At 72.9% G+C, this 26186-nt stretch carries 24 protein-coding genes and 1 riboswitch; of the genes, 15 read left to right on the top strand and 9 right to left on the bottom strand.

Features of this window, described 5'->3' with window-relative positions; genetic code table 11:
* Positions 1-60: 60 nt before the first annotated feature.
* A riboswitch (Fluoride riboswitch) is annotated at positions 61-122 on the top strand.
* Positions 123-201: 79 nt separating this feature from the next.
* A complete protein-coding gene (gene crcB, locus BM314_RS19720) occupies positions 202-633 on the top strand; it encodes a fluoride efflux transporter CrcB (RefSeq protein ID WP_091979684.1) in 432 nt (143 codons plus the stop codon).
* A gap of 37 nt (positions 634-670) precedes the next feature.
* Here the strand turns inward: crcB and BM314_RS19715 are convergent, their stop codons facing one another.
* Positions 671-1114, bottom strand: a complete 444-nt coding sequence (locus BM314_RS19715) for an MEKHLA domain-containing protein (RefSeq protein ID WP_091979683.1) — start codon at positions 1112-1114, stop codon at positions 671-673.
* 6 nt (positions 1115-1120) lie between these two features.
* Positions 1121-2281 carry an SMP-30/gluconolactonase/LRE family protein gene (locus BM314_RS19710; RefSeq protein WP_091979681.1) on the bottom strand — a complete coding sequence of 387 codons (1161 nt, stop codon included), beginning with the start codon at positions 2279-2281 and terminating at the stop codon, positions 1121-1123.
* 308 nt (positions 2282-2589) lie between these two features.
* On the opposite strand from BM314_RS19710, the gene BM314_RS19705 reads away from it, so the two are divergent.
* Positions 2590-3318, top strand: a complete 729-nt coding sequence (locus BM314_RS19705) for a ParA family protein (protein WP_056524449.1) — start codon at positions 2590-2592, stop codon at positions 3316-3318.
* Positions 3319-3337: 19 nt separating this feature from the next.
* On the opposite strand, the gene BM314_RS19700 is transcribed toward BM314_RS19705, so the two are convergent.
* Entirely contained in the window at positions 3338-4723 is a 1386-nt protein-coding gene (locus BM314_RS19700; RefSeq protein WP_042672005.1) for a M20/M25/M40 family metallo-hydrolase, read from the bottom strand.
* A gap of 273 nt (positions 4724-4996) precedes the next feature.
* Between BM314_RS19700 and BM314_RS19695 the strand changes: the two genes are divergently transcribed.
* The 5 genes from BM314_RS19695 (at position 4997) to BM314_RS30680 (ending at position 9659) form a co-directional block, all read left to right on the top strand.
* Positions 4997-5521, top strand: a complete 525-nt coding sequence (locus tag BM314_RS19695; RefSeq protein ID WP_091979711.1) for a (2Fe-2S)-binding protein — start codon at positions 4997-4999, stop codon at positions 5519-5521.
* The gene (locus BM314_RS19690) at positions 5518-6525 is read left to right on the top strand and encodes an FAD binding domain-containing protein (protein ID WP_091979679.1); all 1008 of its coding nucleotides are present in this window, start codon (positions 5518-5520) and stop codon (positions 6523-6525) included. Before BM314_RS19695 ends, BM314_RS19690 begins: the two co-directional genes overlap by 4 nt.
* Positions 6526-6533: 8 nt before the next feature.
* Positions 6534-8786 carry a xanthine dehydrogenase family protein molybdopterin-binding subunit gene (locus tag BM314_RS19685; RefSeq protein ID WP_091979676.1) on the top strand — a complete coding sequence of 751 codons (2253 nt, stop codon included), beginning with the start codon at positions 6534-6536 and terminating at the stop codon, positions 8784-8786.
* 204 nt (positions 8787-8990) lie between these two features.
* Positions 8991-9428: an EamA family transporter gene (locus BM314_RS19680; RefSeq protein WP_091675525.1), complete on the top strand. Its 438-nt coding sequence runs from the start codon at positions 8991-8993 to the stop codon at positions 9426-9428.
* 75 nt (positions 9429-9503) lie between these two features.
* Complete coding sequence (locus tag BM314_RS30680) at positions 9504-9659, top strand: hypothetical protein (protein ID WP_020091329.1); 156 nt, start codon at positions 9504-9506, stop codon at positions 9657-9659.
* 25 nt (positions 9660-9684) lie between these two features.
* Here the strand turns inward: BM314_RS30680 and BM314_RS19675 are convergent, their stop codons facing one another.
* From BM314_RS19675 to BM314_RS19665, 3 genes are all read right to left on the bottom strand, one after another.
* Positions 9685-10365: a glutathione S-transferase family protein gene (locus BM314_RS19675; RefSeq protein WP_091979709.1), complete on the bottom strand. Its 681-nt coding sequence runs from the start codon at positions 10363-10365 to the stop codon at positions 9685-9687.
* A 73-nt stretch (positions 10366-10438) separates the two neighbouring features.
* Positions 10439-11923 carry a M48 family metalloprotease gene (locus BM314_RS19670; RefSeq protein WP_091979674.1) on the bottom strand — a complete coding sequence of 495 codons (1485 nt, stop codon included), beginning with the start codon at positions 11921-11923 and terminating at the stop codon, positions 10439-10441.
* A 5-nt stretch (positions 11924-11928) separates the two neighbouring features.
* Positions 11929-12636, bottom strand: coding sequence for a thermonuclease family protein (locus BM314_RS19665; protein ID WP_244539985.1), 708 nt, complete (start codon positions 12634-12636; stop codon positions 11929-11931).
* Between the two features lie 766 nt (positions 12637-13402).
* On the opposite strand from BM314_RS19665, the gene BM314_RS19660 reads away from it, so the two are divergent.
* From BM314_RS19660 to BM314_RS19645, 4 genes are all read left to right on the top strand, one after another.
* Positions 13403-13810, top strand: coding sequence for a helix-turn-helix domain-containing protein (locus BM314_RS19660; RefSeq protein WP_012321411.1), 408 nt, complete (start codon positions 13403-13405; stop codon positions 13808-13810).
* Between the two features lie 177 nt (positions 13811-13987).
* Positions 13988-15166 carry a methionine adenosyltransferase gene (metK, locus tag BM314_RS19655; protein WP_091979670.1) on the top strand — a complete coding sequence of 393 codons (1179 nt, stop codon included), beginning with the start codon at positions 13988-13990 and terminating at the stop codon, positions 15164-15166.
* Between the two features lie 315 nt (positions 15167-15481).
* Positions 15482-16219, top strand: a complete 738-nt coding sequence (locus BM314_RS19650) for a tRNA (guanine(46)-N(7))-methyltransferase TrmB (protein ID WP_091979668.1) — start codon at positions 15482-15484, stop codon at positions 16217-16219.
* Between the two features lie 172 nt (positions 16220-16391).
* Complete coding sequence (locus tag BM314_RS19645; RefSeq protein ID WP_091979666.1) at positions 16392-18107, top strand: sensor histidine kinase; 1716 nt, start codon at positions 16392-16394, stop codon at positions 18105-18107.
* A 25-nt stretch (positions 18108-18132) separates the two neighbouring features.
* On the opposite strand, the gene BM314_RS19640 is transcribed toward BM314_RS19645, so the two are convergent.
* Positions 18133-18987, bottom strand: coding sequence for a hypothetical protein (locus BM314_RS19640; RefSeq protein ID WP_091979664.1), 855 nt, complete (start codon positions 18985-18987; stop codon positions 18133-18135).
* Positions 18988-19286: 299 nt separating this feature from the next.
* Here BM314_RS19640 and BM314_RS19635 point away from each other — a divergent pair, with 299 nt between their 5' ends.
* The 4 genes from BM314_RS19635 (at position 19287) to BM314_RS19620 (ending at position 22978) form a co-directional block, all read left to right on the top strand.
* Positions 19287-19886 (top strand): superoxide dismutase, encoded by a 600-nt coding sequence (locus BM314_RS19635; protein WP_020091320.1) that lies wholly within the window; start codon positions 19287-19289, stop codon positions 19884-19886.
* A 200-nt stretch (positions 19887-20086) separates the two neighbouring features.
* Positions 20087-21613, top strand: a complete 1527-nt coding sequence (gene murJ, locus BM314_RS19630) for a murein biosynthesis integral membrane protein MurJ (protein ID WP_020091319.1) — start codon at positions 20087-20089, stop codon at positions 21611-21613.
* A 71-nt stretch (positions 21614-21684) separates the two neighbouring features.
* A complete protein-coding gene (locus BM314_RS19625; RefSeq protein WP_091979662.1) occupies positions 21685-22362 on the top strand; it encodes a haloacid dehalogenase type II in 678 nt (225 codons plus the stop codon).
* A 268-nt stretch (positions 22363-22630) separates the two neighbouring features.
* Positions 22631-22978 (top strand): hypothetical protein, encoded by a 348-nt coding sequence (locus BM314_RS19620; protein ID WP_085986790.1) that lies wholly within the window; start codon positions 22631-22633, stop codon positions 22976-22978.
* Between the two features lie 55 nt (positions 22979-23033).
* On the opposite strand, the gene BM314_RS19615 is transcribed toward BM314_RS19620, so the two are convergent.
* Positions 23034-24791, bottom strand: a complete 1758-nt coding sequence (locus BM314_RS19615; RefSeq protein WP_091979660.1) for a carbamoyltransferase family protein — start codon at positions 24789-24791, stop codon at positions 23034-23036.
* Positions 24792-24968: 177 nt separating this feature from the next.
* Positions 24969-26171, bottom strand: a complete 1203-nt coding sequence (gene nhaA, locus BM314_RS19610) for a Na+/H+ antiporter NhaA (protein ID WP_091675543.1) — start codon at positions 26169-26171, stop codon at positions 24969-24971.
* Positions 26172-26186: the final 15 nt, after the last annotated feature.

Below are 26186 nucleotides of genomic sequence, written 5' to 3'. Positions count from 1 at the left end.
CGGGCCCGGGGGGCGGCCCCGGGCGGCCGTTGCGCTCGGCCCGCGCAGGCGCTATGGGCCGTCCCCGATGGGGATGGAGTTCCCCGAAACCGCCCGTCAGGGCTGATGACTCCTACCGCGAAACCGGCGGTGGGAGTGCGTCTTGCAAGCACCCGCCGCCACGGCGGGTTTCCCATGCCCGCCCGACGAACTGGAGCGCGCATGTCCTTCACCACCTGCATTCTGGTCATGATCGGCGGTGCCCTTGGCACCCTGGCCCGCTACATCGTCTCGGTGCTGGCGCTGCCCATCAGCCGCGATCTGCCCTGGGGCACGATCCTCATCAACGTGACGGGCTCGTTCATCATCGGCCTGTTCGGCACGCTGACCCTGGCGCATGGCCGCTTCCCGGTCTCCGAGAACGTCCGCCTGTTCGTGATGATCGGGCTCTGCGGCGGCTACACGACCTTCTCGTCGTTCAGCCTCCAGACCCTCGACCTCATGCGGAACGGCGCGGTGGTCCGGGCCATGGTCAACGTGTCCGCCTCGGTGGTGCTCTGCGTCCTCGCGGTCGCGCTCGGGCACGTCGTGGCGGCCCACTGGAACGGCGGCGCCGTGCAGATCGCCCAGGTGAGCATCGAGGAGGACGGCTGACCGGGCGGCGGCCGCCCGCATCGGCGGGGTTCGGCCCTCACGCGTCGCGCCACTGCGCGAAGGTCGCGGCCTGCCCCACCGTCGCGCCGTCGCGGTCGAGCTGCCAGACCACGGCCTCGTCGATCCAGAAGCGCCGTCCGTCCTTGGCGATCCGCAGGCCGCGATAGCCGCGGCTGAAGCCGTCCCGGGTGACCGCGTCGAGGAGCCGCTGCCGCTCGGCCCGCTCGGGGGCCTCGGCCGAGAGCCGCGAGGGCAGGCCGACGAGTTCGTCCCACGCGTAGCCGAAGCAGGCCTGCGCGGTCCGGTTGGCGTAGACGAAGCGCGGATCCGCGCCGCCGTCATGGGCGAGCACCGCGAACGGGGCCGCCGCGTAGAGCCAGTCCGCGTCGGCCCCGGCCGGCACCAGGGATTCGCCGAGGCGCCGCGCGTAGCTGCCGGTGAGCAGGGCGAAGAAGTCCGGGTCGTGCGAGAGGTCCGTCATGATCCGCTACAGGACTGGGTCGGCGTCGATGCGCATGCGCAGGATCGCGTAGGGCGGCTGCTGCAGGTCCCGGCCGCGGTTGAATTCCGGCCGCCGGTTGACCTGGGCCGCCGAGATATAGAGCCACCGGTCCGGGGTGATCCAGAACGTGTCGGCCCAGACCAGCCGGTCGTCGGCGGCCAGCACCTCGACGGTGCCGTCCGGCAGGCGCCGGCCGACCGCGTTGTGCTCCTGCAGGCTGAGATAGACCCGGTCCTGGGAATCGGTGGTCAGCCCCCCGGTCATGCCCTTCTCGCCGAGATCCTCGACGGCGGCGGCCACGGCCGCGTCCGCGACGCCCGGATCGCGCAGGGCCGCGGTCTCGACCGCGTAGAGCCGGCGGCTCATCAGCGGCGCGTAGTAGAGGCGGCGGCCGTCGGGGCTGAGCGCGATGCCGTTGGCGCCGCCCTTCGGGCTCTTCTCGGGCGCGTCGCCCTTCCGCTCCATCACGGGGCGGCGCTCCACGAACTTGACCAGGCCCTCCTCGGACCGCGTGCTGACGTGGTCCGCGAGACGCCGCACCACCCGCCCGCTGTCGAGGTCGACCGCCAGGATCGCGCCCGCGCCGGACTGGCCCTGGTCGGTGACGTAGGCTAGAGCCCGCCCGTCGCGCACGTCGACCCGCAGGTCGTTCAGGGAGGAATCCGGGCCGATGCCCGCGTCGAGGGGGATCGTCCGGCGGACGCTGTTCCGGCCGATATCGATCGCCAGGATCTTCGCGCCGCCCGGCACCGGCCGCCCCTTGCCCGCGGGCAGGCCGGCATCGAGGATCCAGAGGGTGTCGTCGCGGTCGAAGACGCCGTTGGGGACGTGGAACAGCGACGCCTGCGGCGCCCCCGGATCCGGGCGGTTGGTCGCCGCGTCCGGGTAGGGCTTCACCGACCCGTCGGGCAGCACCTCGCCGAGGGTGATCGGCTCCGCGCCGGTGAAGCGCGGCATCATCACGAAGATCCGGCCGCCCCGGGCGATGGCGAGCCCCGTGGGGGTCGAGGGCGCGTCCGCCGCGATGGCGAGCTCCAGCGTCCCCACGGGCCGGCTCGTCGGGGGCGACGGCGTCGCGGCGCGCGCCGCGGGGGCGGCGAGGGCCAGGAGACCGGTTCCGAGCAGGCGGCGGCGGTCGAGGCGCATGGGGATCCTGTCGCGGAGCTTGTCGGGGCGAGGGTCTTGGCGCGCCGCTCAACCTGTGGGGATGCCGGCCCAACGCGCGGGCCCGGCGCGCGATCCCGCGATGCGGTATCGCGGCGGCCTCGCGGCGGAATTCCGGGACCGGTCCGCGGTCCCGGTGATCGGGAGCCGCCTCGGGGCGGTCCACAGGTGCCGGGGCGCGACGCTGGCTCCGGCCCACGCCGTCACGCTAAGCACGGTCGTGCCGGGCGTTCGATTCGGCGCCGCACGGGCCGCGGCCCGGCTGGCAGATGTGGAGAGGTGGGACACGCATGGATCCCGAAGGATCCGAACCGGCGCCGGAGACCGCGCCCCGGCCCGCCGCTGGGCCGCTGCGGGTCCTCGCCCTGGCGGTGCAGAAGGGCGGGACGGGCAAGACCACCCTGGCGGCCTCCCTGGCGGTCGCCGCCGCGGAAGCGGGCGAGCAGGTGACCGCCCTCGATCTCGACCCGCAGAGCTCGCTGGCCGGCTGGGGGGCCCTGCGCAAGGCCGACGGCAGGAGCGACCGCGCGCGCGACGCCGTCGCGGTCGACCGGGTCCAGCCCTGGGAGATGGGCCAGCTCTCGGAGATCCTCGGCATCCTCGCCGAGCAGGGCACGACCCTCGCCGTCCTCGACACCGCCGGCAGCGCGTCCGGCCTCGCCCCGGCCCTGAAGGACGCCGATTTCGTCCTGATGCCGGTCCGCCCCTCCCGGCTCGACATCGTGGCCGCCCGGCCGACGCTCCAGGCGCTGGTCGGACTCGGCCTTCGGGAGCGGCTGGCCCTGGTGCTGAACCAGTGCCCGCCGCCGCCCTCGCCGCGCACCAGCGCCTACGCGGCGCAGCTGCGCGCCCTGGGCGTCCTGGCCGAGCCCGGCATCATCCACCGGGTCGACCACCAGGACGCCCTGGCGACCGGGCTCGGCGTCACGGAATTCGCCCCCGGCAGCCAGGCCGCCGAGGAGGTCCGGGCGCTCTGGGCCTGGGTCGACGGGAAGATGCGGGCGGCGCCCGCCCGCTGAGATCGGCCTTCCGCCGGGATCAGCCCTGGCCGAGGGCCGCGAGGATCCGCGCCCAGGAGCGCGTGCCCTTGTGGAAGCTCGTCAGGTCGTACTTCTCGTTCGGCGAGTGGATCCGGTCGTCGTCGAGGCCGAAGCCGATCAGCAGGGTGTCGCGCCCCAGGATCCGCTTGAAGTCGCCGACGATCGGGATCGAGCCGCCCGCGCCCACGGTCACCGCCGGCACGCCCCACTCGTCTTGCAGCGCCGCCTTGGCGGCGCCGAGCTGCGGCATGTCGAAGGGCAGGCTGATCGCCCGCGAGCCCTTGTAGGTGATGACCTCGACCTGGCAGTCGGCCGGCACCCGCGCGCGCACGAAGGCCTCGAAGCTCTCGGCGAGCCGCTTCGGGTCCTGGTCGTCCACGAGGCGGAACGAGACCTTGGCGGAGGCGGTGGAGGCGATCACCGTCTTGGTGCCCTCGCCCGTATAGCCGCCGATGATGCCGTTGGCGTCGCAGGAGGGGCGGGACTGCACCAGCTCGATCGGCATCCGCCCGCGCTCGCCCGCGGGCTCCTTGAGGCCGATCGGCCCGAGCAGCGTCTCCGGCGTCAGGCCGAGGCCGCGCCACTGCTCCAGCACCTCCGGCGGGCGCTCGTGCACGCCCTCGTAGAAGCCCGGGATCGTCACGCGCCCGTCCGCGTCGTGCAGGTCGGCGATGATCTTCGACAGAACGTGGATCGGGTTGCGCGCCGCGCCGCCGAAGAAGCCGGAATGCAGGTCGCGGTCGGCGCAGGTCACCTTCACCTCGAAATAGGCGAGCCCGCGCAGCGACGACGTGATGGCCGGGGTCTTCCGGTCCCACATGCCGGTGTCGCAGACCAACACCACGTCGCAGCCGAGTCTCTCGCGATTGGCCGCGACCCATTCGGGCAGGCCTTGTGATCCACTCTCCTCGGCGCCCTCGATCAGGATCGTGACGCCGCAAGGCAACTCGCCGTGCATGGCGATATAGGCCCGGCATGCCTCCACGAAGGTCATCACCTGACCCTTGTCGTCGGAGGCGCCGCGCCCGACGATCGTCTTGCCGCCCTGGCCGTCGTCAGCGATGTGCGGCTCGAAGGGCGGCGTCTTCCACAGGTCGAGGGGATCGACCGGCTGCACGTCGTAATGGCCGTAGAACAGGACGTGCGGCGCGCCCGGCTTCGGCCGGTGGGCCAGGACCACCGGGTGGAGCGAGGTCTCCTCCACCGAGGTCTCGAAGCCCAGCGCGGTCAGGTCCTGGGCGAGCCAGGCGGCGGCCTCGCGGCAATGCCCGGCATAGGCGGGATCGGTGGAGATCGACGGGATCCGCAGGAAGGCGAACAGCCGCTCCAGGGCGTTCTCCAGGTCCGTGTCGATGTCGTTGAGGATCGCGTCGAGCGCGGCCATCGGTGGCTCCGGGGTGCGGCGTGGACTCTGCGGGAAGGAGGGTTAGCCGAGGCGGGGTGGGGCCGGCAATGTCGGACGGTGCGGCGGCCGATATGCGCGCCGCAGGCGCGCCACCCTCGCTCACGGGTTGAGACGGCGCGCTCCGGAACAGGCGCAGATTGGAATGGTTATCGACCGGAAGCCCAGGCCGCGGCCCGCGCGTCGCTGCCGGTCGCTGCCCCGGACCGATCCGCTCCCGCCCGGCCCCGGCCGGCCCAGACCGTGGACGACATCATGCGCCTCGAGACCCAGCCGCCGGTGTCGGCGGACACGCCGATCGGCATCACGCTGACGATCAACGGGCAGCGGCGCGAACTGCAGGTCGCGCCGTGGACCACGCTCCTCGACCTCCTGCGCGAGCGGCTCGACCTCACCGGCACCAAGAAGGGCTGCGACCACGGCCAGTGCGGGGCCTGCACGGTGCTGGTGAACGGCACCCGGGTGAATTCCTGCCTGACCCTGGCGGTGATGAAGGACGGCGCCGAGATCACCACGGTCGAGGGGCTGGCCGCCCTCGGCGACCGGGCGGGCAGCAACGCCCTCCACCCGATCCAGGAGGCGTTCATCGAGCACGACGCCTTCCAGTGCGGCTACTGCACGCCGGGCCAGCTCTGCTCGTCGGTCGGCCTGATGAATGAAGGTCACGCGACGACGCGCGACGAGATCCGCGAGGCGATGAGCGGCAATATCTGCCGCTGCGGCGCCTACACCAACATCGTCGACGCCATCGAGGACGTCATGCAGGGAGGCGCCCGATGAACCGCTTCGACTACGTCCGTGCCGGCACGGTGGCGGAGGCGGTGCAGGCCTTCGGGGCCGGGGCCCGCTTCATCGCCGGCGGCACCAACCTGATCGACCTGATGAAGTACGAGGTCGAGAAGCCGGGCCGGCTGATCGACATCACCCGCCTGCCCCTCGACCGGATCGAGGACAGCGGGGACGGCCTGCGGATCGGGGCGCTCGTGACCAACGCCAAGGCGGCCTACGACGATCGGGTCGCGGCCCGGTACCCGCTCCTGCGCAACGCCATCCTGGCCGGCGCCTCGGCGCAGCTGCGCAACGCCGCCTCCACGGGCGGCAACCTGCTCCAGCGGACCCGCTGCTACTATTTCTACGACGTGGCCACGCCCTGCAACAAGCGTGCGCCCGGCTCCGGTTGCCCGGCGATCGGCGGGATGAACCGCATCCACGCGATCTTCGGGACGAGCGCGCACTGCATCGCCACCCACCCCTCCGACATGTGCATCGCGCTGGCCGCCCTGGAGGCCACCGTGCGGGTGAGCGGGCCGCAGGGCGACCGGTCGATCCCGTTCTCCGAGTTCCACCGCCTCCCGGGGGATTCGCCCGAGCGGGACACGAACCTCGCCCCCGGCGAGATCATCGTGTCGGTGGACCTGCCGGAGAGCCGCTTCCCGCAGCACTACACCTACCTGAAGCTGCGCGACCGCCTGTCCTACGCCTTCGCGCTGGTCTCGGTGGCGGCGGCCCTGGAGCTCGACGGCGACCGTGTGAAGACCGCGCGGCTGGCGCTCGGCGGCGTCGCCCACAAGCCCTGGCGCAACCGCGCGGCCGAGGCCCTGCTGGAGGGCCGGCCCGCGACCCGCGAGAGCTTCCAGGCGGCGGCCGACCTGATCGTCGCGGAGGCCAAGCCCCAGTCGGAGAACGGCTTCAAGATCGATCTCGCCCGGCGCGCCATCGTGCGCGGCCTCGAGCAGGCCGCCGCCGGCACGCCCCAGTCGCTCAGCGACAAGCGCATCCAGTAGGGCCCGCCATGACCCAGACCTTCAGCTCCACCGGCCGCGACACCTTCGTCGGCAGCCCGCGCAGCCGCATCGACGGGCCCGCCAAGGTCACCGGGCTCGCCAAGTACGCGGGCGAGTTCGCCGCGCCCGACCTCGCCTACGGCGTTGTCGTGTCGAGCTCGATCGCCAAGGGCCGGATCACCGCCATCGACTCCGCCGAGGCCGAGGCGGTACCGGGCGTCCTCAAGGTCCTCACCCACGAGAACCGGCCGCGAACCGCGTGGCGGGACAAGAACTTCCAGGACCAGGTGGCGCCCCCCGGCTCGCCGTTCCGCGCCCTCTACGACGACCTGATCGTGTTCAGCGGCCAGCCGGTCGCCCTGGTGGTGGCGGAGGATTTCGAGACCGCGCGCTACGCCGCGTCCCTCGTCCGCGTGAGCTACGCGATGGAGGAGCCCGGGACCGACCTGGAGGCCCTGCGCGGCACCGCCTACGACCCGCCCTACAAGCGCACGGGCATCAAGCCGCCGCCGGAGCCCTGGGGCGACGCCGACAAGGCGTTCGGCAGCGCGCCGGTCCGCGTGCAGGGCGCCTACAGCCTCGCCGACGAGCACCACAACCCGATGGAGCCGCACGCCTCCACGGTGGTGGTCGAGCAGGACGGCACCTACACGGTCTACGACAAGATCCAGGGCGTCTCGAACAGCCACCAGTATCTCACCAACGTCTTCGGCCTGAAGCCCGATCAGGTCCGGGTGCTCAACCCCTATCTCGGCGGCGGCTTCGGCTCGGGCCTGCGCCCGCAGTACCAGCTGTTCCTGGCGATGCTGGCCGCCCAGGAGCTGAAGCGCTCCGTGCGCGTGACCCTGACCCGCGACCAGCTTTGGAGCTTCACCTACCGGTCGGAGGCGCTGCAGACGATCGCGCTCGGCGCCGAGCCGGACGGGAGGCTGACGGCCCTGCGCCACGACGCCGTCCAGGGCACCTCGCAGTACGAGGATTACCAGGAGGTCGTCGTCAACTGGTCGGGCGTCCTCTATCGCTGCGACAACGTCGCCCTCGGCTACCGGCTGGTGAAGCTCGACACGCCGACCCCCGGCGACATGCGCGCGCCCGGCGCGGTGACCGGCGTCTTCGCCATCGAGACCGCGATGGACGAGCTCGCCTACGCGACCGGGCTCGACCCGATCGAGCTGCGGCTGAGGAACTACGCCGAGTCCGACGCCACCGCCGAGGGCAAGCCCTTCGGCTCGAAGGAGCTGAAGAGCTGCTTCCGGCAGGGCGCCGAGCGGTTCGGCTGGGCGAAGCGCAGCCCTGAGCCCCGCTCCATGCGCGAGGGCCGGGAGCTGGTCGGCTGGGGCGTGGCCACCGGCATCTGGGAATCGATGATGATGCAGTCGAGCGCCATCGCGACCCTGACGCCGGACGGCCGCCTGACGGTCGGCAACTCCACCGGCGACATCGGCACCGGCACCTACACGATCCTGACGCAGATCGCGGCCGACACGCTGGGCCTGCCGATGGACGCGGTCACCACCAAGCTCGGCGACACCCGCCTGCCGGAGGCCCCGGTCGCCGGCGGCTCGTGGACGGCCGCCTCCTCGGGCACCGCCGTGATGAAGGCCTGCCGCAACGTCGGCGCGCAGGTGTTCAAGCTCGCCCGCGCCATGGAGAACTCGCCGCTGGCCAACGTCGACTTCGACCGGGCGGTGTTCGCGGACGGCCGCATCGCGGTCGCGGGCGATCCGGGCCGCAGCGTGTCGCTCGTCGAGGTGCTCCAGGCGGCGGGCGTCGACAAGGTCGAGGCCGTCGAGGAGGCCGGGCCCGACAAGGACTTCAATCAGAAATACGAGGCCTACACCCACTCGGCGATCTTCGCCGAGGTGAAGGTCGACGAGGAGCTGGGTCAGGTCCGGGTCACCCGCATCGTCTCGGCGATCGCGGCCGGCAAGGTGCTGAACCCGAAGACGGCGCGCAGCCAGATCCTCGGCGGCGTCGTGATGGGGATCGGCTCGGCCCTCGAGGAGGAGTCGATGCTCGACCACCGCATCGGCCGGTTCATGAACCACAATCTCGGCGAGTACCACGTGCCGGTCCACGCCGACATCTACGACATCGACGTGATCTTCGTGGAGGAGGAGGACAAGGCGAACCCGCTGGGCGTGAAGGGGCTCGGCGAGATCGGCATCGTCGGCACCGCGGCCGCGATCGCCAACGCGGTCTTCCACGCCACCGGCAGGCGGGTGCGCGACCTGCCGATCACCGTCGACAAGCTCCTGTGAACAGCGGATGTTTCACGGGAAACATTGACGGTTCGGCAAGGAGTCGTGCGGGTCACGCTGGGCCGTGCCGTCAGCGCGCGCGCAGCGAAGCGACCCAGGGCGGCGCGACGTCGTCGAGCGTGGCGCTGTCTGGGTTGCTTCGCTGCGCTCGCAAGGACGAGGATGCGTCCGAGCCCTGCGAATAGGGACGGCGTGGAAATTTCCGTGAGCCCCCTGCTGGAATCCTGGCGCTTCTGGGCGCTCGCCGCCGCCGGCTTCGCGGCGCTGACCGCGATCCTCGCCAAGGTCGGGGTCGCGGGCGTGCCGTCGGACGTCGCGACCTTCGTGCGCACCGCGGTGATCCTGGTCTTCGCTGGCGCGATCGTGGTCGCCTCCGGGCAGGCCGGCGGCCTCGCGCAGATCTCCGGTCGGAGCCTCGTCTTCCTCGTCCTGTCGGGGCTCGCCACCGGGGCGTCGTGGCTCTGCTACTTCCGCGCGCTGTCGCTGGGCGACGCTGCCCGGGTCGCGCCGATCGACAAGCTCAGCGTCGTGCTGGTGGCGATCCTCGGCGCCACCCTGCTCGGCGAGACCCTCAGCCTCGCCGCCTGGGCCGGCGTCGCGCTGATCGCGGCGGGCGCGGCCCTCGTCGCCTCCGGACTGTGAGATCGTGCGCGCTGGCGCACCGATCCCTTAACGCGATGCGCGCATCCTGCGGTTGCCTCGCGAAAGGGGACCGTCATGGAATGGGTTTATCGCGGCTTCGAGACCTCGATGCTCGGTCTCGCTCTCTGTCTCGGACTCGGCGCCTGCCTCACGCTCGGCACCGCGCGCGTGCCGGCCGGAACGCTCTCCGTCACCCTGCCGATGCTCACGGTGACCGCCCCCGCGCCCTGAGGCGCGGGACCGGTCCGGCGGGGCGTCAGGCGGCGCCCTTCACGGCACGGAACATGAAGCCCCGCGCCTCGGCGTCCATCTCCGCCTTGAAGGCGTGGCGGCCCTTCAGCGCCTCGGCGGCCTGGGCGGCCGGCCGCGCGTTGAGCGCGTCGAGGTGGCGCTTGACGTTGGGCAGGTCCCCGAAGGCGCCCTCGCCGAGGACGAAGGGCACCATCCGGGCCCAACCCCAGACCGCCATGTCGACGATCGTGTAGGTGTCGCCCAGCACGTAGGTGCGGTCGGCGAGGCGCTGGTCGAGGATGCCCCAGTGCCGGCGCGCCTCGAAGGCGTAGCGCTCGGTGGCGTAGGCGCCCCCGTCCTGCGCGAAGTGGCGGAAATGCACGCACTGGCCGGAGAACGGCCCGATGCCGGTCGCCACGAACATCAGCCAGGACAGCATCTCGCCGCGGACCGGCTCGCCCTCCGGCAGGAACCGGCCGGTCTTGCCCGCTAGGTACATCAGGATCGCGTTCGAATCGAACACGGTGACGTCGCCGTCGACGATCGCCGGCACCTTCCCGTTCGGATTGACGGCCGTGTAGGCCGGATCGAACTGCTCGCCCCTGCGGGTGTCGACCGGCACCGGCTCGTAGGTCAGCCCCATCTCCTCGAGGCAGAGGGCGACCTTCATGGGGTTGGGGCTGAGATTGTAGAAGAATCGAATCACGGCGCTCTCCCTGAACGACCCGGGCAGGATGTCCGGGCCCCGCGCCCGCACGAGGCGCGGCCGCGCAGGGCGGCTATTCCGCGACGATCTTGTAGCCGCGTCCGGGCACCAGCGCGGCGCCCCGCTCCAGCCCGTTGAGGACGAGGAACCGGTCGAGCGCCCGGTCGGGCACCGCCATGCGGCGGGCGAGGTCCTCGGCGCTGGTCGAGGTCGCCTGGACCACCTGCAGCCGCAGGGGGCGCAGGACCGCCTCGTCGGGCGACACGGCGACGAGGGTCGCGGTCCAGCGGCGGAAGGCCGGGTCGGGATCGGTGGCGCCCTTGGCGGCCATGATCATCCGGTAGGTCGAGTCGCCGATCCGGATGGCCGCGAGGCGGAAGGTCCACTCCTTCCCCCGCGACAGCGCGAAGGCCGCGGGGTGGCCCGCGACGTCCCGGGTCTCGAAGCCGGCCGGGTCGAGGGCGTCGTTCCAGCTCGCCTTGAGCACCGCCTCGAGGGGCTGGCCGTCCTTGGCCTCGATCTGGTCGAACAGCAGGCGCCGGGCGCCGTCCGGGGTGGTCCCGAGCACCGCCGAGCGGGTGTTCTCCAGGGTGAAGCCCTCCGGTACCTCGAAGGCGATGCCGAGGCCGGGATGGATGAAGCGGTGCCCGCGCACCGCGCCGTCGCGCGGGTTGTCGCCGTAGGCGAGCCCGTCCACCGCCGCGAGGTAGGCGGCGCGGTCGTCGGTGCCGATGCCCGGCGCGCCGATGCGGCGGGCCGCGCGGGTGACCTGGGTGATGCGCTCGGCCGTGCCCGGATGGGTCGCCAGCATGTCGGGCGCGGCGGCGCTGCCGGCCTTCAGCCCTGTGGAGCGGTTGAGCGCGGCGAGGAAGCGCCCGGCCGCGAACGGGTCGTAGCCGGCCTTGGCCAGGGTGCGCACGCCGGTGGCGTCCGCCTCCAGCTCCTGCTCGCGGGAGAACCGGGCGAGGGCGAAGCGCGACTGGCTCTGCAGCTGCGCGCCGGTATCGGGGTCGTTCAGCACGTCGGCCACGACGCGGCTGACGAGCGCCGAGCGCAGCTCGAGCTCGCTGCGGGCCGTGGCGTGGTTGAGGGTCACGTGGGCCATCTCGTGCGCCAGCACGGCGGCCACCTCGGAGGTGTCGCTCGCCAGGGCGACGAGGCCGCGGGTGACGTAGAGCCGCCCGTTCGGCAGCGCGAAGGCGTTGACCACCGGCGAGTCGAGGAGCGTCACCGTGTAGGCCTGGTCGGGCCGGTCGCTGGCCTTCACGAGGCGGTCGGTCACCTCCGTCAGCATCCGCGTGACGTTGGGGGCCCGGGCCTCGCCCCCGAAGGAGGCCACGAGCTTGAGGTGGTCGGCATCGGCGGCGCGCTCGCGGCCGGTGGTGCGCGGCGCCTCCGCGGGCACCCGCACCACGGCCGGCCGCACGGTCGCCTCAGTCTGGTCGGCCACGCAGGCGCCGAGCAGCAGGGCGAGGCCGCCCAACGCCGCCGCGCCGAGGGTGCGCCGCCCCGCCGCGCGGGTCCGCCCCGCGCTGATGTGCCCCGTGATCCCGCCCATCGCGATCAGCGCCGCAATCCCCGTTCCCCCTCCGGATCGGCCTCCGGCCGGTCCGTCTCCTCGAGCGTCTCGAGCCCGTCGAGGGCGACCTCCAGGGTCGGGCCGCGCCGGACTTCCAGGAGGCCGCGCACCCGCACGCGCCGGCCCTCGAGCGAGGCCGCACTCAAACCACGGGCGCGCATCATTCGCCAAGTGCGTTTCGATACTGTCACCGTGAGGCCGTCCGTGCCGCGGGCCGCGAAATCGAGATAGGTGCGCGCGCCGCGCTCGCCGACATGGCGGATTCGGCCCTCCGCGACGACGAAATGTCCGACCTTCTCCCGGAGCGCCGGGCCGTCCCCCGCCGCAGGGCGCGCCGCGCCCCAGAGGCCGAGCCCGCGCGCGCGGGCGGCCGCCTCCACGAGGCGCAGGCCGGGCCGGCAGAGCGAATCGGCCTCGTTCGCGTCCGCGTACGCGAGGCCGGCCCCGATGAGGCCGCCCGCCAGATCCGCGCCCGCCAGATCCGCGCCCGCCAGATCCGCGCCCTCCGCGATGTCGCCCTCCGCGACCAGGAGGTCGGCCCGCGCGCGCTCCCACCGGTCGGGCTGCCCGCGGGGAACCACCGTGACACGGGCGCCCCGCCGGGCCTCGAGCCAGGCCCGCGCGGCGGACGCGGCCTCCGGCGTGTCCGGCCAGCGCAGCGAGTCCAGCACCGCCCGGAGGCCCGAGACCATACGGATCTCCCCGCGGGGCCCGATTTCCGCCACCACCTCGTCGCGCGCCGGCCCGGTCGCGCACGCCGACGGCCCGGCGCCAGGCGCGGCGCGTGCCGGACAGGGCGCCGCCGCGGCGAGCGCCGCCGCCATCAAGGTCGCCATCGAGGTCGCCAGCGGGCGTCCCCGCATGACCGCCGCGCCCCCGCGCATCGGTTCCCCCCGCGATCGCGGGCTCCGGCACCGCGCCGCCCCACCGGTCGCGGTTGGCCTCGGCCGGCGAGAATGCTATGGAGCGCCGGTCGTCTCCGTAGCTCAGCTGGACAGAGCACAGGTTTCCTAGAAGGTTCAATTGGGCGTCGCGCCGGGAAACCGCGCGACGGATCCGCTCAAAGTCGGGGAAAGCTTCCGGCATCGACGCGCCGCCGTCCGATGCTCTGCCGATCCCGAGCCAAGCCCGCGCGGCGCCCCGGCGTTCTGTGGGAAGGTGTAGAGACTAGACGGGCGGCACCTACCGGTTGGATGCAGTCCAGCCCACGGTGAAGGGATAGTCCAGGCCACGAACGCGGACCTTCGGGGCGCGGCGGCGAAAGCCGAAGTGGTATGAAACCTGGGGTCGCAGGTTCGAGCCCTGCCGGGGACACCAAGTTGTCTATTCTTGCAGATCTCCCGGCCGCAGAGCCGTGAGCAAATCGTCCACCACGTCGAACGCCTGCCGGTGACAAGTACCGAGGGGCGCGCTAAGCTTTGCCGCCAGGATTCATGGCAGGGGGTGGACGAGCACTTCATGGCGGGCCAGAAGACCGATCAGCGCGACGTCTATGTCGGGCAACGCATCGCCGAGCAGCGCCGCAAGGCATCGCTCACACAGCGCCGCGTCGCGCAGAGCTTCGGTATGTCTGCAGCTCAGCTCCAGAAGTACGAGAAGGGAACCAACCGGATCAGCGCCGTCCATCTCGACATCTTCTCGCGCATGACCGGCGTGCCGATGGATTACTTCTTCAAAGGAATGCCCCGGAACGATGACTTCATCGCGCCGGGCTTCAGCGAGCGCGAGCAGTCGACCCTGTCGGAAGCCGGGCTGAAGGGGCTGGCGGAAGTCGTCGGCCGCCACATCACCGAGAACTTCTCCGAGGAGGCGCGCCGCGACGTGGCCGACGCCATCCGGGCCCTCGAGAGCAAGCTCGGCGGCTGAGGGCGAGGGCAGGGCCCGGGGCGTCGCGCGATCGTTTTTCCGGTCGCTTCGTCCGGTATAGCGGATCCGTTCGTTCCTCCATCTTGACCGGCCCCCGGCCGGGTGCGAGAACCCCGGCCCCATGAAGGGTCAAACGCCGCGATCGCGACGGCGTACCTCTGCAGCCGAGGCCGTCCGATGCCGCGTTCCAACTACCTGTTCACCAGCGAGTCCGTGTCCGAGGGACACCCCGACAAGGTCTGCGACAGGATCTCGGACACCGTGGTCGACGCCTACCTCGCGGCGATGCCGGAGGCGCGGCTCGGCGTCGAGACACTCGCCACGACCAACCGCATCATCATCGCCGGCGAGGTGCGCGGACCCGATTCGGTGACCTTCAAGGACCTCGAGGCCCTGACCCGCGAGGCCGTGAAGGACATCGGCTACGAGCAGTCGGGCTTCCACTGGAAGAACAACGACGTCGCGATCCACCTGCACGCCCAGTCGGCCGACATCGCCCAGGGCGTGGACGCGGCCGGCAACAAGGACGAGGGCGCGGGCGACCAGGGCATCATGTTCGGCTACGCCGCCGACGAGACGCCCGAGCTGATGCCGGCGCCGATCTTCTACGCCCACAAGATCCTCAAGGACCTCGCCGACGCCCGCAAGGCGAAGCAGGGCGACGCCGCCAAGCTCGGCCCCGACGCCAAGAGCCAGGTCACGGTCCGCTACGAGAACGGCCGCCCGGTCGAGGTGACCCAGATCGTGCTGTCGACCCAGCACCTCGACGAGTCCCTCGATTCCGCGGACGTCCGCGCCATCGTCGAGCCCTACATCCTGAAGGCGCTGCCGCAGGGCTGGGTCAACGAGGGCACGGTCTGGCACGTGAACCCGACCGGCAAGTTCGTGATCGGCGGCCCGGACGGCGACGCCGGCCTCACCGGCCGCAAGATCATCGTCGACACCTACGGCGGCGCGGCCCCGCACGGCGGCGGCGCGTTCTCCGGCAAGGACCCGACGAAGGTCGACCGCTCGGCGGCCTACGCGGCGCGCTACCTCGCCAAGAACGTGGTGGCCGCGGGCCTCGCCAGCCGCGCCACGATCCAGCTCGCCTACGCGATCGGCGTGTCGAAGCCGCTCTCGATCTACGTGGACCTGCACGGCACCGGCACGGTCGACGAGGCCAAGCTCGAGGCCGTGCTGATGGACGCCATGGACCTGTCGCCCCGCGGCATCCGCACGGCGCTCAGCCTGAACAAGCCGATCTACGCGCGCACCTCGGCCTACGGCCATTTCGGCCGCGCCCCCGAGGCCGACGGCGGCTTCTCGTGGGAGCGCACCGACCTCGCCGGCAAGCTGAAGTCGGCGCTGGCCTGAGGGCGGCCGCCGCTCGGCCCCGGGCCGACGCGCGGGCCGGAGATCGGCGGCGCGCCGGGGTGACCTGAAGGCGGTGCGGGCGGTGCTTTGAGCGCCGCCCGGTCCCGGACGCTCCGCGGTCCCGCTGCCCGTGTTCCCGATCGGGCGCTGGCGGCGCGGTGCGTTCGGCGCCGCGGCGACCGCGCGGGTGCCGCGCCACCCGATCGTGCCGCGTCGCGGCGTGCCGGGCGTGCTGTCCCGGACGGCATCCCACCGACGCGCCCCGTCTCCGGTCGTGACCCGGGACGCGTCCCATCTCCGAGGTAGACTGAGCCGGTGGACACCGACGCCCCTGGACGCTCCGACCACCCGGTCGAGGAGCCGGAGCGCGCCTTCTTCGGGCGCCGCAAGGGCAAGCGCCTGCGCGGGCAGCAGGAGCGCCGGCTCGCCGAGCTGCTGCCGAGCCTGCGGGTCGACCTGCCGCCGGGCGACGCGATCCTCGATCCGCGCGCGCTGTTCCCCGCCATGCCGGCGCCGCCGGAGGCGCTGTGGCTGGAGATCGGCTTCGGCGGCGGCGAGCACCTCGCCGCCCAGGCGGCCGCGCATCCGGCCGTCGGCATCATCGGCGCCGAGCCCTTCGTCAACGGCGTGGTCAAGCTGCTGGCGGCGATCGAGGCCCGGGCGCTGCGCAACGTCCGCATCCGCGACGAGGACGTGACCGCCCTGCTGGCGCGCCTGCCGGATGCCTGCCTCGACCGGGTCTACCTGCTCTATCCCGATCCCTGGCCCAAGCGGCGGCAGCGCAAGCGCCGGTTCGTCTCCGACGCGTCGCTCGCCGAGATCGGCCGGGTCCTGAAGGACGGCGGCCTGTTCCGCTTCGCCAGCGACATCGACGACTATGCCGGCTGGACGCTCGTCCGGGCCGCGCGGTGCCCGGTCCTCGCCTGGACGGCGCACGACGCGCGGGACTGGACGCGGCCGTTCCCGGGCTGGCCCGGCACGCGCTACGAGGCCAAGGCGCTGGCAGCGGGCCGCCGGCCCACCTATCTGGAATTCGCCCGCCGCCCCCGCTGAGAGCCCCCGCGGTCGGGTCGCGCGGGTGCCCGGTCGCCGCAGGCGGAGCGGAACGCCTTGCCACAGTCACGCTCGGGCGCCATCCTCAGGGCCCGCCGCGATCCGGGATCGTGGCGGGAGGGGGCTCATCTCCGGCGGGAGCGCGCTACGGCGCGTTCGAGGATTCTTCCGAGTGAATGAGAGGGTGGGTCAGGACCCGGCGGCGGAGGACCCGTTGCGCGCCGGCTTCGACGAGGCCGCGATCGGCCTCGCCGTGCTGTCGGCGGACGAGGCGGGGATCGTCGCCGCCAACCGGGCCCTGCACGATCTCGCCGGCTGGCCGCCCGGCACCCTGCCCGGGCGCGCGGCCGCCGAACTCCTGGGCGAGGGGCCGGAGGGGCTCCGGGACGGTCTCCAGGTCTGGCGCCGGGCGGACGGCACGCCCCTCGACGTGCGGGTCCGGCGCGCGGGCCGGACCCTGGCGGTCGAGACGGTCGATGTGGACGCGGCGGCCCATTCCGAGGCGAACCGCGAGGCCCTCGCGGCCGCCGGACTCGGGGAATGGCGCTGGGACCGCGCGACCGGCCTCCTCACCCTGTCGCGCCGCGCCGCCCGCATCCTCGAGCGGCCGCCGGGCCGCTCCGTCTCGTGGGAGGAGCTGAAGGCCGGCCTGTCGCCGACGGAGCTCGCGCGCCTGAGCGGGCTGATCGCAGAGGCCGACGGGACCGACGAGCCCTACCAGTTCGACACGGCCACGACGGTGGCCGGGCGGACCGTGATCCTGCGGGTGCGGGGGCAGGCCGTGCCGGGCCCCGACGGCGCGCCGATCGGCATGGTCGGCGTCCTCCAGGACATCACCACGCGGGTCGAGGCCCGGGACGAGATCCTGTCCCGCGACCAGCGCCTGCGGGTCGCCACCACGGTCGCCCGGCTCGGCATCTTCGAGTGGCACATGCTCGAGGACCAGGCGATCTGGGAGAACGAGCACATGTACGAGATCTTCGGGCACGCGCCCGAGGACGGGACGATCGGCAAGACCGAGTTTCTCAACGACATCCTCCACCCGGACGACCGCCCCGCGGTCCGGCGGGCGATCTCCAAGGCGCTGCGGGAGGACGGGGACCTGCACATCAGCGGCCGGATCCGCCGGAAGTCCGACGGCGTGTGGCGCACCATCGACATGGCCGGCCGGTTCGAGCGCGACGCCCCCGGCCGCCTGCCGCGCCGCCTGATCGGCGTCGTCGCGGACGTGACCGACCGTCGGGTCGCGGAGGAGCGCCAGAGCCTGCTGATCCGCGAGCTGCACCACCGGGTGAAGAACACACTGGCGACCGTCCAGGCCATCGTGGGCTCCACCGCGCGGACGGCGTCCAGCATCGAGAGCTTCTACGAGGCCTTCGTCGGGCGGATCAAATCCCTGGCGCACACGCACTCGGTGCTCACCGAGGACACGTGGCAGACGGCGTCGATCGCCAATCTGCTGCGCAACGAGCTGAAGCCCTACGCGGAGGTGGCCCCGGACGGCGCCGCCGAGGGGCGCATCAGCCTCGACGGGCCGGCGATCGACCTGCCCTCCGAGATCGCGGTGCCGATCGGCATGGCGATCCACGAGCTCACCACCAACGCGGCGAAGTACGGGGCCCTGTCGAACCGCACCGGCCGGGTGGCGGTGGAATGGTCCCTGGAGCCCGGCGGCCCGGCCGGGATCCTGCGGTTCTCGTGGCGCGAGACCGGCGGGCCGCCGGTCGCGCCGCCGAGCCGCCAGGGCTTCGGCTCGCGCCTGCTGCAGCGCGTCCTGATCACCCAGGTCCAGGCCGAGGTGACCACCGACTACGCCCCCGGGGGCTTCTCCCTGACCATGCGGGCTCCGATCCCGCCGCGCAACGACAGCCTCAACCCGCTGGTGTGACGCCGCTGCCGCCCTCGGGGCGGGTTCAGGCCGCGCCGCGGGTCCCGGACTCGCCCCCGCCGTCCACGAAGGCCTTCAGCTCGTCGAGGGACGCGAAGGTGAAGCGACCCTGCGGCGTCTCCGCCTCGATCGAGCCGTCCTCGAACATCACGTAGGTGTTGCCGCCGGAGGCGTAGCGCCCCACCACGGTGCGCGGGGCGGCCGGTGGGGCCGGCTCCGGCTCGGGGGGCGTGTCGAGGCTCGGGCGCAGGGCCGGCGCCTCGTCCGCGGCTGCCTTCTCGGGCTCTTCCCGCAGCGGCGGCTCGGGGGCGGCGAACAGGTCGTCCTCGGGCGCGATCGCGCGCTCGGTCGGCGCGTCCGGCTCGGGGCGGCGGTCCGCCTCCGGGACGAGGACGGGCGGGACCGCGTGCGCCGGCTCGGCCGGAACCGGCTTCGGCGCTTCGACCGCGCCGGGTTCCGAGAAGGGGGCGCGGGCCTCGTCGGCCCGGAGCTCCAGGCTCGGCTCGATCCGGGGCCGCTCGGGATCGAAGGACGGCTCGACCACCGACGGCACGATGAAGGCGGGCGCCGCCGGCAGGACCGGCGGCAGCCGAGTCCGGCCCTCGTCGACGGGGGCCGGTGCCGATGCCAGTGCCGGCGCCGCGGCGGGGGCCGGCCGCGCGCCGGCCGCCGGGACGCGCCCGAGCGCGCGCTCCACCCGCCGGAAACCGAGCGCCACGACGCCGAGGCCGAGCAGCACCGCGCCCGACGAGGCCGCGACCGATCCCGCGATCACCATCGCGAGCCCGCTCTCCAGACGCACGTACGGGAAGCCCTGGATCACGGCGGCGCAGCCCCCGATGATCATGGCGGCGGCGAGCGCGAACAGCGCAGCGATCATGGTACTCTCTGACACGGGCCGGCTGACGGCCGGCGCTCAAGGCGTGCCGCACAGTAAGGCCTAGCCGTCATATTGCAAAACTCGGGACCGAGATGCGGGGGAAACCGGAATAGTCCGGATCTGCGCCGGCTATCTCCGGGCCGGCCGAGCCGCCGCGTGCCGGCGATCTGCGGAACTTCCCGCGCCGCCGTGGCGGAACGGCGTTGCCGTCCCGCGGCCACCGACTTACCTAGCGGGCTCTCGACTCGGGAGCCCCCGCCGGGGACGAGGCCGCCCCCTGCTTAGCGGAGATAGACGCGATGACCTTCACCCTGCCGGAACTGCCCTACGCCTACGACGCGCTGGGGCCGTACATGTCGAAGGAGACCCTCGAGTTCCACCACGACAAGCACCACAAGGCCTACGTCGACACGGGCAACAAGCTGCTTGAGGGCACGGATCTCCAGGGCAAGAGCGTCGAGGAGATCGTCAAGGCCGCCTACAACACGAATCAGCCGCTCTTCAACAACGCCGGCCAGCACTACAACCACATCCACTTCTGGCAGTGGATGAAGCCGAACGGTGGCGGCGCGATCCCGGGCGCGCTGGCCAAGAAGATCGACGAGGATCTCGGCGGCGCCGAGAAGTTCAAGGCGGACTTCATCCAGGCGGGCGTCGGCCAGTTCGGCTCGGGCTGGGCGTGGCTCGCCGTCAAGGACGGCAAGCTCGCGATCATGAAGACCCCGAACGGCGAGAACCCGCTGGTCCACGGCGCCAAGCCGATCCTCGGCGTCGACGTGTGGGAGCACTCCTACTACATCGACTACCGCAACCGCCGTCCCGACTACCTGAAGGCGTTCATCGAGAACCTCGTGAACTGGGAGCACGTGGAGAAGATGTACGCCGAGGCGACCCGCTGAGGCGTATCGCCGGTGCCGCGGATCCTGTGTCCGCGGCACCCTTGAGGTGGCGCACGAAACCGGCTCTTGATGCGCGCGACGCCGGCTGACCCGGTGCAGATGGGGCCGGCCATTTCCTCTCGATCGACACGCGCGACGCTTCGACCGTGCTCCCGCCCGCCCCCGTTGCGGGGGGAGGTGGTGGGCGAGCGCCCCAACCCATGATCCGCTCGATCCTGTCGGTCGGCGGCTGGACCCTGGTCTCCCGCGTCACCGGCTTCGCCCGCGACGTGGTCATGGCCGCCGTGATGGGCGCCGGGCCGCTGGCGGACGCCTTCGTGGTCGCCTTCCGGCTCCCGAACCATTTCCGCGCGATCTTCGGCGAGGGCGCGTTCAACACCGCCTTCGTGCCGGCCTATGCCGGGCTCGCGGAGGCCGGCGAGCCCGGGGCGGCGCACCGCTTCGCCGACCGCGTCTTCACCCTGATGCTGATCGTGCAGCTCGTGCTGCTCAATCTCGCCCTGCCGGCCATGCCCTGGGTGGTCCACGCCCTGGCGCCGGGCTTCGCGGAGGACGGCGAGCGCTTCCAGCTCGCCGTGGCGCTGACCCGCATCACCTTCCCGTACCTGCTGTTCATGACGCTGGTGACGCTGCTGTCGGGCATCCTGAACGCCCACCGGCACTTCGCCGTGGCGGCGGGCGCCCCGGTCCTGCTCAACCTCGCCATGCTGGCGGCCCTGGGGTTGAGCTTCCTGTTCCCGAACGCGGCCTACGCCGCCGCCTGGGGCGTCGCGGTCTCGGGCGTGCTCCAGTTCGGGCTGCTGTGGTGGGGCTGCCGCCGCGTCCGCGTGATGCCGGACCTCGCGGTGCCGCGCCTCGATCCCGCGCTCAAGCGCTTCTTCGTCGTGCTCGGGCCCGCGGTGATCGGCTCGGCCGGCTTCCAGATCGCGGCCTTCGCCGACACGATCATCGCGAGCTGGCTGCCCACCGGGGCGGTCTCGGCGCTCTACTACGCCGACCGGCTCTACCAGCTGCCCTTCGGCGTCATCGCCATCGCGGCCGGCACCGTGCTGCTGCCCGAGATGAGCCGCCGGATCGCGGCCGGCGACGTCGCCGGCGCCCACGCGGCCCAGAACCGGGCCGCGGGCTTCTCCCTGGCCCTATCGGCGCCGTTCACCGTGGCGTTCCTGACCATCCCGGGCCTGATCATGGCGGCGCTGTTCCAGCGCGGCGCCTTCAGCGCCGAGGACGCGGCGCGGGCGGCCTCGGTGCTGGCGGCCTACGGCCTCGCCCTGCCGGCCGTCGTGCTGGTGCGCAGTGCCGTGGCGAGCTTCTACGCCCGCCAGGACACCAGGACGCCGCTCTGGGCCTCCCTGACCGCGATCGGCGTCAACGTCGCCCTGAAGCTGTGGCTCACCGGCCCCTACGGCGTCACCGGCCTCGCGCTCGCCACCGCGGTCGCCCAGTGGGTGAACCTGCTGCTGCTGCTCGTCCTGGCCAAGCGCCGGGACTGGACGGCGCCGGGGCGCACGCTCGGCCTCACCGTCGCGGGGGTGGCGCTGGCCTGCCTCGGGCTCGCGGCGGTCGCCGTCTACGGCCAGGGGCTCGTCCAGGCGCTGGTGCCGGCCCTGCCGCACGGGCGCGACCTCGTCGTCCTGGCGGTGCTGGGGCTCGTCGGGGCCCTGGTCTACGGCGGCCTGCTGGCGGGCCTGCTGCACCTGTTCGGCCTGCGCCTGCGCCGGGCCTGAGTGACCCGGCCGGGCTCGCCGCCGCGCGGGTCCGGCCCCAGATCGGGCGAGAGCACCCAGTGAGGACCGCCATGACCGACGCACCGAATCCCCTCGCGGGCGTGAAGGCCGCGGTGTTCGACGCCTACGGCACGCTGTTCGACGTGAACGCCGCGGTCCAGCGCTACGCCGAGGCGGTGGGTCCGGACGCCGCCCACCTCTCCGAGGTCTGGCGCAACAAGCAGCTCGAGTACAGCTGGACCCTGTCGCTGATGGGCCAGTACGCCGCCTTCTGGGACCTCACCGTGCGGGCCCTCGACTACGCCCTGGCGGTCCACCCGAACGTCGATCCCGGCCTGCGCGAGCGGCTCCTCGACGCCTACCGGGACCTCGAGGCCTACCCGGAGGTCCCGGGCGTGCTGGCGGCCCTGCGCAAGCGCGGCATCCGCACCGCCGTCCTCACCAACGGCAACGCCGCCATGGTCGACCGGGCGGTCGCCTCCGCGGGGATGGCCGACCACCTCGACGCGGTCCTCTCGGTGGACGACGCGCAGGTGTTCAAGACCCATCCCGACGCCTACCGGATCGCCCTGACCCGGCTGGCGGTGGGGCAGGGCGACGTGCTGTTCTGCTCGTCGAACCGCTGGGACGTGGCGGGGGCGGGGGCCTTCGGGTTCCGGACCGCCTGGGTCAACCGCAGGGGCCTGCCCGACGAGTACGCGGATCTGGCGCCCACGACGGTGGTGGGATCTCTCGACGGGCTGCTCTGAAGGGGGATCTGCGGCAGCCGCGTCCGGCGCGGGAAGTGTCCATTCCGTCCTTGCGAGCGCAGCGAAGCAATCCAGGGACACGGCTACATCCGGGCAAAGCGCGCTGCCCTGGGTTGCTTCGCTGCGCTCGCAAGGACGGCAGCGCCTCGCCTCGGGCCGGAGCGACTGCGGGCCGCCTTATCCGGCACACAATTCAATTGGCCCACTTCGCGGATTCTTAATCCTCCCGGTGTTGGATCATCCTCAACACGAACGGGAGATGTTTCGCGTGTCCTTGAACGGTTCCTTCACGACGATCCGCGCTGGGGCCGCAGCCCTCGCGGTCACCCTGGTGCTCGGGGCGGTCGCCCCGGCCACCGCCCGCGACCAGACCGGCGCCATCGTCGGCGGCCTCGCGGCCGGCGTCGTCGGCGGCATGGTCGGCAGCGCCCTCGTCAACGGCGCGAACCCGCCGCCCCCGCCGCCGCCGGAGTACCGCCCGCGCCGGGTCGTGGTCGAGGAGCCCGAGACCATCGTGGTGCGCGAGCGCCGCGGCCCGATCTGCCACTACGAGCGCCGCAAGGAGTGGCTCGGCGACGGCGAGTTCACCTACCGCCGCGTCGAGGTCTGCGAGTAAATCGCACGCGCGGTTATCGGACCGGCGCCGCGTCCCCCAGGGGGCGCGGCGCGTCTCATTTCACGACCAGCCAGTCCTCGACCACGAGGGCGTCGAGGCCGGTGGTGTAGAACATCAGGATCGCGTCCTCCGCGCCGTGGAGGATCGGCTTGCCCATCACGTTGAAGCTCGTGTTGAGCAGGATCGGCACGCCGGTGATCGCCGCGAAGGCGCCGATCAGGGCCGCGTAGGCCGGGTTGCGCGCCGCCGTGACGCTCTGGAGCCGGCCGGTGCCGTCCGCGTGCACCACCGCTGGTACCCGGGCGCGGACCGCCTCGCGCCAGACCAGGGTCCGCTCCATGTAGGGGCTGTCGGCGTAATCCTCGAACCAGTCCGGCCCGGCCTCCGCCAGGATCGACGGCGCGAACGGCCGGAACGCCTCCCGGTACTTCACCTTGGCGTTGAGGGCGTCCTTGGCGCCCTCCGGCCGCGGATCGGCCAGGATCGACCGGTTGCCGAGCGCCCGGGGCCCGAACTCCGCCCGGCCCTGCACCCAGCCGACGAGGCCGCCCTCGGCCAGGATCCGCGCCGCCGCGCGGGTCGCCTCCGCGTGGCCGACGCGCCGGGCCCGGGGCTCCTGCTCGGCGAGCCGCTCCATCGGCGCCGTGGAGACCCGCGAGCCGAGATAGGGCGTGAGCGGCCGGGCGGCGGGCGGCGGACCGGCCCAGTCCGGATGGTCCTCCGCGTAGGCGAGCCACGCCGCGCCGACCGCGTTGCCGTCGTCGGCCGGGGCCGAGGGCACGTGCAGCCGGGTGAAGCCGGAGCGGCCGAGCACCCGGCCGTTGTAGGAGGAGTTCAGCCCGCAGCCGCCCGCGATCACGAGGTTCTCGGACGGCGCCAGCGCGTGGGCCTCCGCCACCAGCGCGTCCATCAGCGTCGCGAACAGGTCCTGGCCGCAGCGGGCGAGGTCGGGCCAGCCGTTCTCCAGGGCGTCGGCGGGGCGGCGGGCGCGGATCTCCGCGGCGACCGCCCGGATCGTCTCCGCGTCGGCGTAGCGCAGGCGGTGGCCCTCGACCGTGCAGAGCCGGCCGAGCAGGGCGGCGAGGTCCGGGTCGGGCCGGCCGTAGGGGGCGAGCCCCATGATCTTCCACTCCTCGCCCTTCACCTGATCGAAGCCGGCGAGGTCGGTGATCAGCCCGTACAGGAAGCCCAGCGAGCCGCGCCCGCGGTGGCGGCGCAGCTCCGTGATCCGGCCGCCCTCCAGGCGGTAGATCGCCGCCGCACCGGTCTCGCCCATGCCGTCGACCACCAGGGCGGTGGCCGTCTCGAAGGGGCTGCCCCAGAGGCCGTAGGCGGCGTGGCACAGGTGGTGCGGGTAGCGCCGCTGCCCGGCGATCGTCGCCCGGGGCGCCGCGCCGCTGATCCGCGCCTCCTGGTTCAGAGCCAGCAGGGTGCCGTGGCCGGCCCGCTCCTGCGCGCCGTGGAGGTCGGCGATGAACACCCGCTCGGCCTGCTCGGGCACGAAGGAGCGGTTGAGCGCCGTGGTGTGGGCGGCGAGCGCCATCAGGTCGAAGGCCCCGGCACCGGCCTGGCCGCGCAGGAAGTCGGTGAATTGCGGGCCCCAGGTCGAGGCGACGACGAGTTCCGAGCCCGGCGGGACGTGCGCCTTCAGGAGCGCGGCCATCTGCGACGGGGCGTCCGGCTCGCAGTTCGGCGCGCGCTTGTACTGCAGGGCGCGCTCCGCCGCCTCGGCGAAGAGCAGGGTGCCGTCGGGCCCGACCAGGGCGAGGGCCGGGTCGTGGAAGGTGGTGGCGAGGCCGAGATAGAAGCGCATGCCCACGGGGGGTAGCGCATTTTCGCGCCGGACGGAGCCCGGCACGTGGAAGAGGTGCCGTCCTTGCGCCGCCGTCATTGCGAGCGGAGCGAAGCAATCTAGACGGCGCCACGCTTCCCGATGTTCCGCTGCACTGGGTTGCTTCGCTGCGCTCGCAATGACGAAGCGCGCCGCCCGCTAGTGCGGGGCGACGCGGCGCTTCGCGACGAGGAGGATCGCCGCGCCGGCGAGTCCCGACAGGGCCGAGCCCGCGAGCACGCCGAGCTTCACGGCGGTCTCGTGCTGCGGGTCCGGGAAGGCGAGGCCGCCGATGAACAGGCTCATGGTGAAGCCGATGCCGCACAGGACCGCGACCCCGTAGACCTGCCCCCAGCCGGCCCCGGCCGGGCGCTTGGCCCATCCCAGCGCCACGGCCAGCCGCAGGCTCGCGAACACGCCGGCCTGCTTGCCGAGGAACAGGCCCGCCGCGATGCCGAGCGTCACCGGCTGGAGCAGGGCCTCGGGGGTAAGGCCGGAGAGGTCCACGCCGGCATTGGCGAAGCCGAAGACCGGGACCACCCCGTAGGTGATCCAGGGGGCGAGGGCGTGCTCCAGCCGGTGCAGGGGCGAGTGCGCGTCCTCCGGCCGGCCCGGGCTGACCCGGATCGGGATCGTGAGCGCGAGCAGCACGCCCGCGATCGTCGCGTGGATCCCGGAGCGCAGCACGAGGACCCACAGCACGAGGCCGAGGAGCCCGTAGGCCGGGAGCCACCCGATCCCCGCCCGGTTGAGGCCGTAGAGGGCGGCCAGCACCGCGGCGGCGAGCGCCAGCATGGTGAGGTCGAGGCCGGAGCTGTAGAACAGCGCGATCACCACCACGGCGCCGAGGTCGTCGACGATGGCGACCGCGCTGAGGAAGATCTTGAGGGAGACCGGCACCCGCGACCCGAGGAGCGCCAGGACGCCCAGCGCGAAGGCGATGTCGGTGGCCGCCGGGATCGCCCAGCCCCGCAGGGTGCCGGCCCCGAGATTGGTGAGCGCGTAGAATGCGGCCGGGACCGCCATGCCGCCGAGCGCCGCGACGCCGGGCAGGACCCGGTCGGGCCAGGTCCGCAGCCGCCCGTCGAGGGCCTCGCGCTTGATCTCCAGGCCGACCAGCAGGAAGAACCCGGCCATCAGGCCGTCGTTGATCCAGTGCTGCACGCTCATCGGGCCGAGTTCGGCGTGGAGGGCGTGCGCGTAGGTGTCCGCGAGCGGCCCGTTGGCGACGACCAGCGCCAGGGCCGCCGCCGCCATCAGGATCAGCCCGCCCGCCGCCTCGCCGGCGAGCAGCGTGCGGATGATCGAGAGGGGGCGGGGCCTCCGCCTCGGAGGGGCGCGGTCAGGGGCGGGCGAGGTCATCGCGACACGCCTTGC

The organism is Methylobacterium sp. 13MFTsu3.1M2, assembly GCF_900112625.1.
Classification (GTDB): Bacteria; Pseudomonadota; Alphaproteobacteria; order Rhizobiales; family Beijerinckiaceae; genus Methylobacterium.
This window is presented reverse-complemented; position numbering and strand designations above follow the sequence as displayed.